Genomic DNA, 6,131 nt, shown 5'->3' with positions numbered 1-6,131 from the left:
AGAACTTTTTTCGAAATTCTTTCGGAGCCGCCCCCCCGCCCGCGGCCCTGGGGTCCGGCGGCCGCGCCTTCCCCGAGCGCGGACTGCATATGATACACCGTCCGGCGGATCGCGCAAGGGGGGATTTCAAATTTCTTGAAAAATTTTCCACCGTCGAGGATATCTGCCGCTTCGGAGCCGCATAAGACCACTATACTGGGCAGATCGTCGCAGCCACGGACAAGGATGAGCCATGAAGCACGGTCGCAACCCCAATACCAGCGCACGCCCCTTCCAATTTGGGAATGACCCCGACGGCGGTTTCAGCCGGGCCATCGTGGACGGATCGACCCCCGGCGCTCCCACGATCCCTGGCGAAGCAGAGGATGCGGTACGCCTCCCCCTTCCCGCGGTTGCGCGAGAAGCCCTCAGCATATTAGAGGGGACCGACGGTGAGGGCTGGTGCGTAGGCGGCTTTGTGCGCGACGCCCTCTTGGGGCGCGAGATCCATGATGTGGACGTTGCCACGAATCTTCCCTGGACCGTCGTGCGGAGCGCCTTTCAGGAAGCGGGATGGAAGACAGTCGAGACAGGCGCGGCCCACGGCACTATCACGGTTATCCGCGACGGGGAGCCGTTGGAAATTACCACTTACCGCTGCGACGGCACCTACAGCGATGGGCGTCATCCCGATCTAGTGACCCCGGCCGCCACCATCGAGGAAGACCTTCTGCGCCGGGATTTCACGGTCAACGCCCTTGCCTATCATCCCGAGCGCGGTCTCATCGACCCCTTCGGGGGCATAGCGGACCTTGAGGCCGGCATCATTCGCTGCGTGGGCGACCCCCTGACGCGGTTTTCGGAGGACGCCTTGCGCATTCTGAGAGCCTGCCGGTTCGCCTCGCAGCTGGGGTTCTCACTGGACGGGGCCACCTTCGATGCCATGATGGCCTCGAAACACCTGCTGCGGAAGGTGTCGGGCGAGCGCGTCTACCGCGAGCTGGAGCGCTTCATTTGCGGTGACTACGTGCGCGACGCCCTTATGACCTGCGTGGATGTGCTGGCCTTCGTGCTCCCGGAACTCGTGGCCATGAAGGACTGCCCCCAGGTGACGAAGTACCATATATATGATGTGCTGGAACACACGGCCTGGGCGGTGCAGCACACACCTCCCACCCCCATCACGCGCTGGGCAGCGCTTTTTCATGATATGGGCAAGCCGGCAGCGGCCTTCTTCGAAGTGCGCGACGGCGAGGAGGTGGAGCACTTCTACGGGCATCCCTGGATCAGCGAGCAGCTGGCCTGCGGCATCATGCACCGTCTCCCCTTTCCCGCTTGGCTACGGCGCGATGTGCCGGTGCTGGTGCGGGTGCACGACGACGTGATCCCCGCGAACGGGCGGGCCGTGCGCCGCGCTTTGGGGCGGCTTGGCGGCCGACCGGAGATGTTCGAGGCCCTGTGCGATCTGAAGCGGGCCGATGCCCTGGCCCAGGCGCCCTTCTGCGCCCCGCGGGCCGAACTGGCTGAAGAGCTGCGGCGACTGATGAGGGAAGTGCTCGCCGCCGATGAGGCGTTCTCCGTCAAGCAGCTCGCCTTGGACGGCCGCGATATCATGGCCCTGGGCGTTCCGGCCGGGCCGGAGGTGGGACGTATCCTGGACGCGTGCCTGGACGGCGTCATCGACGGCGAGGTTCCCAACGAGCCCGAGGCCCTGCGGGCCTTCGCCCGGAGCCTTGCCTAGACGAAGAGGTCGGCCAGGAGCTTTCCGGCGAACAGCACCATAACGAGCAGCATGATGGGGCGCAAGATGAGCGCCCCTTTCTTGTCGAAGAACGTGGAGCCGAGCCAGTTGCCCGCGATATTGAAGGCAGCGGCAGCAAGCCCCAGGCCGACGAGCACCTGACCGCTGGCAAGGAACACGGCGAGCGCCGCCGCATTGGTGGCCAGGTTGATGGCCTTGGTGGTGCCGGCAGCACACTTCACATCCTGGCGGCCGAGGGCCGTGAGCAACAGCATGAGAATAGTGCCGGTGCCCGGCCCGTAGAAGCCGTCGTAGACGCCCACGGCCAGGGCGATGGCACCGGTGGCCAGAAGAGCTCGGCACGGTGGCAGAGGGTGTTCGGAGAAGCGGTTCAAATCCTTGGCACGAAACACGAGCACGGCCACGGGCGGCAGGGCCGCGAGCATGAACACCATGAGTGCCGTGCTGTCGGCGAGCAGGGCCAGATTCGCCCCCACCGCCGAGCCCGCAAGACCGCACGCGACACCCACGACGACGAACCGCTTCACCATATAGCCGAAGAGCGCATAGCGCACACAGGCCACAGCGGTGCCCAGGGTGCTCGACAGCTTGTTGGTGGCGATAGCGGCATGGGCGGGAAGGCCGGCGAAGAAGTAAGCGGGCAGCGAGATGAGCCCTCCCCCGCCGGCGATGGCATCCACGAAGCCGGCGATGAGCGCCAGCGGGCACACGATGAGAAATTCCATGGAGACCCTTTCCGCCGTCCGTTCGACTAGACGAACTCCAGCCTCGTCCCTTTAACAGCCGCAGGGTGCGGGACGCCGCGGCCTCGCGGCTACCCCTCGCCCCGGCGACGACCGCCATCGCTCAGACATGAAAAGAGCCGCCCGCAGGCGGCTCGTGAGTTCTTGGTAGCTCCGACCGGATTCGAACCGGCGACCTCCGCCTTGAGAGGGCGGCGTCCTAAACCGCTAGACGACGGAGCCACATAGTGCGCTTCATAAAGCCGGGAGGGATAAACACCTCCCGGCCCGATTTCCCTGGTAGCTCCGACCGGATTCGAACCGGCGACCTCCGCCTTGAGAGGGCGGCGTCCTAAACCGCTAGACGACGGAGCCACATAGTGCTTCGCGCGATGAAAATGGCTGGGGTGGAAGGAGTCGAACCCTCACATACGGCACCAGAAACCGCTGTCCTGCCATTAGACGACACCCCAACGACAATTCTTCGCACGAACCGCTAAAGCGGTAAGCGCAGGTGATTATATTAATGATGGAGGGGCTGTCCGTCAAGACCTAATTTTCGCTTTTTTCGGAATACCCCTCAAGCGGTACGGGCGGCAGAGACAGCGCGGTCTGCCCTCGGGCGGCGTTGAGCCCTGTGGAATCGGGAGCTGTTCGCAAGCGACAGGCTATTCCTCGGGAGTGCGCCATGCGCAAGGATCGGGGGCGGACAGAGCACGGATGCCCTGGATGATGATCTCCACGCCGTGGGCGAAGGCCTCCTCGGTGTAGGCGCTTCGCACGATGCGCTGCCACAGCGGCGCCGCAGCCGCCTTCCCGTCAGCGCCGCCCCCTCCCTCTTCCCTCAGCTCGGCAGCGGAAACCCCCTTCCGCTCCGCCTCAGCCTGCAAGGCAATGGCGTTGCCGACGAATCCGGTGAGATAGGCGTCCACCATAGCCCAGGCCTGACGCAGCACCGGCTCGGGCATGCCCTGGGCCAAATGCAGGCTCACGATCTTCTCGGTATGGGCGGCCAGGCCGTTGCCGGCTGCCTGGGGGTTCACATCGATGGAGGCCACCTCGGGATGGGCCAGCTCCTCCCGGTAGATGGAGGTCATGGTGCGGCGCAGGGTGTCGTCCCAACGCTCCCCGGGAACCGGATCGGTATCCATCGTGCCCATGAACCGCTCGAGCACCGCGCAGAGAACCTCGTCGCGGGAAACGAAGTGACTGTACACCGCCATGGCCGACACGCCCAGATCGCGGCCGAGCGCGCGCATGGTGAAGGCGCCAAGGCCCTCCCGTTCGATGAGCTCGGTCGCCACCTGAACGATGTGGTCGCGCGTGAGCGCCGGGCGCTCCTTAGCGGCCGGGGCATGTCCCATGGGGGCGACTCCCTTCTCCGTCGCGTTTATCTCGTAAGGCAAGTATAGAAAAGCGGCGCGCCCGCGAGGAGCGCGCCGCCTTCTTCCCCATCTGGAATCCAGACCCCGACCCCTAGGCCGCTTGGAGCGCGGCGCCCGGGCCCTGCTCGGGGTTATGGGGCCAGCTGTGGCAGTTGTCGCACTGGTTGTCGGTGACTTCCTTGTCCCGGGCGTGGCAGTTCACGCAGGAGTTGGGGCCGCCGTGAATAGAGCCATGCGGGTTCGACAGGCCGTAGTCGGCCGTTGTGGAGGCCAGGGCGTCGTAGGAGCCGCCGTGGCAGGACAGGCACTGCTCGTCGGAGACGTACATGCCGTCGCCCGTATCGGCCATCTCGGTGCGGGCGCCGTCGGCGGCACCGTCGGTCGCGGGCTGAGTCGCCGGCGCACAGGCGGCCAGGGCCGCGCAGAGGGCCACCACACAGGCCACGCCGGCCAGCTTGATCATGTTCTTCTTCATAGGACTACTCCCCCTTCATCGCGTGCTCGGCGGCCACATAGCCGAAGGTGATGGCGCGGCCGATGGACGTTCCCGGAATATGACGCGGGTAGTTGCCCGCGAAGAAATTGCCCGAGGCGTTGCCCACGGCGTACAGGCCGCCGATGACCTTGTCATCGATGTCGAGCACCTGGCAGTCGCCGTTGATGGTAAGACCGCCCCCTGTGGCCAGCACGCAGCTGTTAGTGGTCAGGGCGAAGAAGCGCGTGCCCGTGAATGGCATCGTCGTTGCCAGGTCGCGATTGAAGTCCTCGTCCACGCCGCCGGCGAAAAATCCGTTGTAGCGCTCAATGGTGGCGGCGAGGTTGTCCCCGTCGATGCCGCAGGCGGCCCCCAGCTCCTGGGGCGTGGCGCCCTCGAAGAGCCAGCCCTTGTCCTTGAACTCTTGAATGGTGGCGTCGTCGCCCATGCCCTCCATCATGTTCTCATCGAACACCTGGAAGCAACCAGCGCCGTAGCCGGGCTGGGCGTTCTGGGCGTTGGAAACGCTTTGGAAGGGCAGGTCCTCGCGGACGAAGCGCTTGCCCTCGGGATTGATCATGAGGCCGAAGTAGATGGCGTTCCACGTGCGGGCATCGAAGAACGAGTCGGGGTTGCCCCAGCGGAAGTTCATGACCGGCTGCGGGCAGGGGTCCATCTGCGCGCCCACCTTGATACCCATGAGGTGACCGTCACCCGTCGTGCCCCAACCGGGATTCCACCAGCTCGAGGTAGCGTAATCTTCGGGACGCGTCCAGGCCTCCATCAGCTCGGGGTTGGCATCGTAGCCGCCCGTGGCCAGGATGACGCCCTTGGCGGCATTGATCTGGCCGTAGGTGCCGTCGGCGTTCTTCACGATGATGCCGGCGACTCGCTCGCCCTCGCGCACGAGCTGCACGGCCGGGGTGGAGAAGCGCAGCTGGAGGTTATCGTACTGCTTGGCCACTTCCTGCATCTCCAGGCAGACGTAGATGCCCGAGTAGCCGGAGCGCACGCCGGCATCGGGCGGCAGGCAGGGACTGTCGTAGAAGCCGAGTTCGGTATCGATGAGCTGAGTCATAGCCGGCATGCCGTTGGTGGAGGGAGCCTGCTCCACCTTGCTGATGACGAAGCCGTTGGCGCCCTTGTCGAGCATGGCCTGCCAGAAGTCGGTGGCCTCGCCGGAGCGGTCCACGTAGGTGCGAATGGGTTCAGGGCGCACGCGCCAGTAGGCAGCGCGGTACATCTCGTCAAGCAGGTGCACCTTGTTGATCTCGATACCCTCCTGGCACTTCGCGCCCACGGCGCCGAAGCACTCGAAGCAGCCGCGACCCTTGGTCATCTTCTCGACGCAGATGACATTGGCGCCCTCCTCGGCGCCCTTCAGGGCCGCCATGAGGCCGGCGATGCCAGCACCGACCACGACGATGTCGCAATCTTCCGTGGCCGCAATCTCGTCAGCGGCGATCTCGCGATCCTCGAAGCCCACCGGGCCGCGCGGGCCCGGACAGGCGGCCTTCTTCACGGGCACCCAGCCGGTCTCGCACGCGAGGCCATAGGCGCTCTCGGCCGCGGCACCCTCTTCGGCAGCCACCGCCACGCCCGCACCGCCCAGGGCAGCCATCGCGCCCGCGGCGACGCCCATGGTGCCGGCGCCGCGCAGGAAATCGCGCCGGGATACGCTTGATAACGTACAATCTCTTGCGCACTTTGACAGCAGCATAGTCTAGATACCAAAAGACACGGCTCCGGCCTTCGGTATGATTTGAGTGTCGAATTCAATCATGCTAGGAGGCTGAGCCATGTCCGAT

At 65.3% G+C, this 6,131-nt stretch carries 6 protein-coding genes and 3 tRNA genes; 2 read left to right on the top strand and 7 right to left on the bottom strand.

Going from position 1 to position 6,131, the window contains the following annotated elements; all coding sequences use genetic code 11:
- The coding region (locus F8D48_RS11820; RefSeq protein WP_205717391.1) for a hypothetical protein at positions 1 to 185 on the top strand (185 nt) is incomplete at its 5' end.
- 131 nt (positions 186 to 316) lie between these two features.
- Entirely contained in the window at positions 317 to 1,720 is a 1,404-nt protein-coding gene (locus F8D48_RS11175; RefSeq protein WP_257475622.1) for a CCA tRNA nucleotidyltransferase, read from the top strand.
- Here the strand turns inward: F8D48_RS11175 and F8D48_RS11170 are convergent.
- The 7 genes from F8D48_RS11170 to F8D48_RS11140 all read right to left on the bottom strand — a co-directional run bounded on the left by F8D48_RS11170 (position 1,717) and on the right by F8D48_RS11140 (position 5,965).
- Positions 1,717 to 2,466, bottom strand: coding sequence for a sulfite exporter TauE/SafE family protein (locus F8D48_RS11170; protein WP_135971177.1), 750 nt, complete (start codon positions 2,464 to 2,466; stop codon positions 1,717 to 1,719). The genes F8D48_RS11175 and F8D48_RS11170 overlap by 4 nt on opposite strands.
- A gap of 163 nt (positions 2,467 to 2,629) precedes the next feature.
- Positions 2,630 to 2,706, bottom strand: a tRNA-Glu gene (locus F8D48_RS11165).
- 55 nt (positions 2,707 to 2,761) lie between these two features.
- Positions 2,762 to 2,838, bottom strand: a tRNA-Glu gene (locus F8D48_RS11160).
- Positions 2,839 to 2,862: 24 nt separating this feature from the next.
- Positions 2,863 to 2,936 (bottom strand) — tRNA-Gln (locus F8D48_RS11155).
- Positions 2,937 to 3,131: 195 nt separating this feature from the next.
- Complete coding sequence (locus F8D48_RS11150) at positions 3,132 to 3,827, bottom strand: TetR/AcrR family transcriptional regulator (protein ID WP_135971178.1); 696 nt, start codon at positions 3,825 to 3,827, stop codon at positions 3,132 to 3,134.
- Between the two features lie 112 nt (positions 3,828 to 3,939).
- Positions 3,940 to 4,323 (bottom strand): cytochrome c3 family protein, encoded by a 384-nt coding sequence (locus F8D48_RS11145; protein WP_151432088.1) that lies wholly within the window; start codon positions 4,321 to 4,323, stop codon positions 3,940 to 3,942.
- 4 nt (positions 4,324 to 4,327) lie between these two features.
- Positions 4,328 to 5,965 carry an FAD-dependent oxidoreductase gene (locus F8D48_RS11140; RefSeq protein ID WP_240806332.1) on the bottom strand — a complete coding sequence of 546 codons (1,638 nt, stop codon included), beginning with the start codon at positions 5,963 to 5,965 and terminating at the stop codon, positions 4,328 to 4,330.
- Between the last annotated feature and the right edge of the window lie 166 nt (positions 5,966 to 6,131).

It is taken from the genome of Adlercreutzia muris (assembly GCF_008831045.1).
Classification (GTDB): Bacteria; Actinomycetota; Coriobacteriia; order Coriobacteriales; family Eggerthellaceae; genus Adlercreutzia; species Adlercreutzia muris.
Note: the sequence above shows the minus strand (reverse complement) of the source record. Positions and strands in the feature narration are given on the sequence as shown.

Bases quoted from the DNA above. Each gene is read 5' to 3' on its own strand.
- F8D48_RS11170 (WP_135971177.1), bottom strand. From the start codon at position 2,466: ATGGAATTTCTCATCGTGTGCCCGCTGGCGCTCATCGCCGGCTTCGTG.
- F8D48_RS11145 (WP_151432088.1), bottom strand. From the start codon at position 4,323: ATGAAGAAGAACATGATCAAGCTGGCCGGCGTGGCCTGTGTGGTGGCC.
- F8D48_RS11140 (WP_240806332.1), bottom strand. From the start codon at position 5,965: ATGGGCGTCGCCGCGGGCGCGATGGCTGCCCTGGGCGGTGCGGGCGTG.
- F8D48_RS11150 (WP_135971178.1), bottom strand. From the start codon at position 3,827: ATGGGACATGCCCCGGCCGCTAAGGAGCGCCCGGCGCTCACGCGCGAC.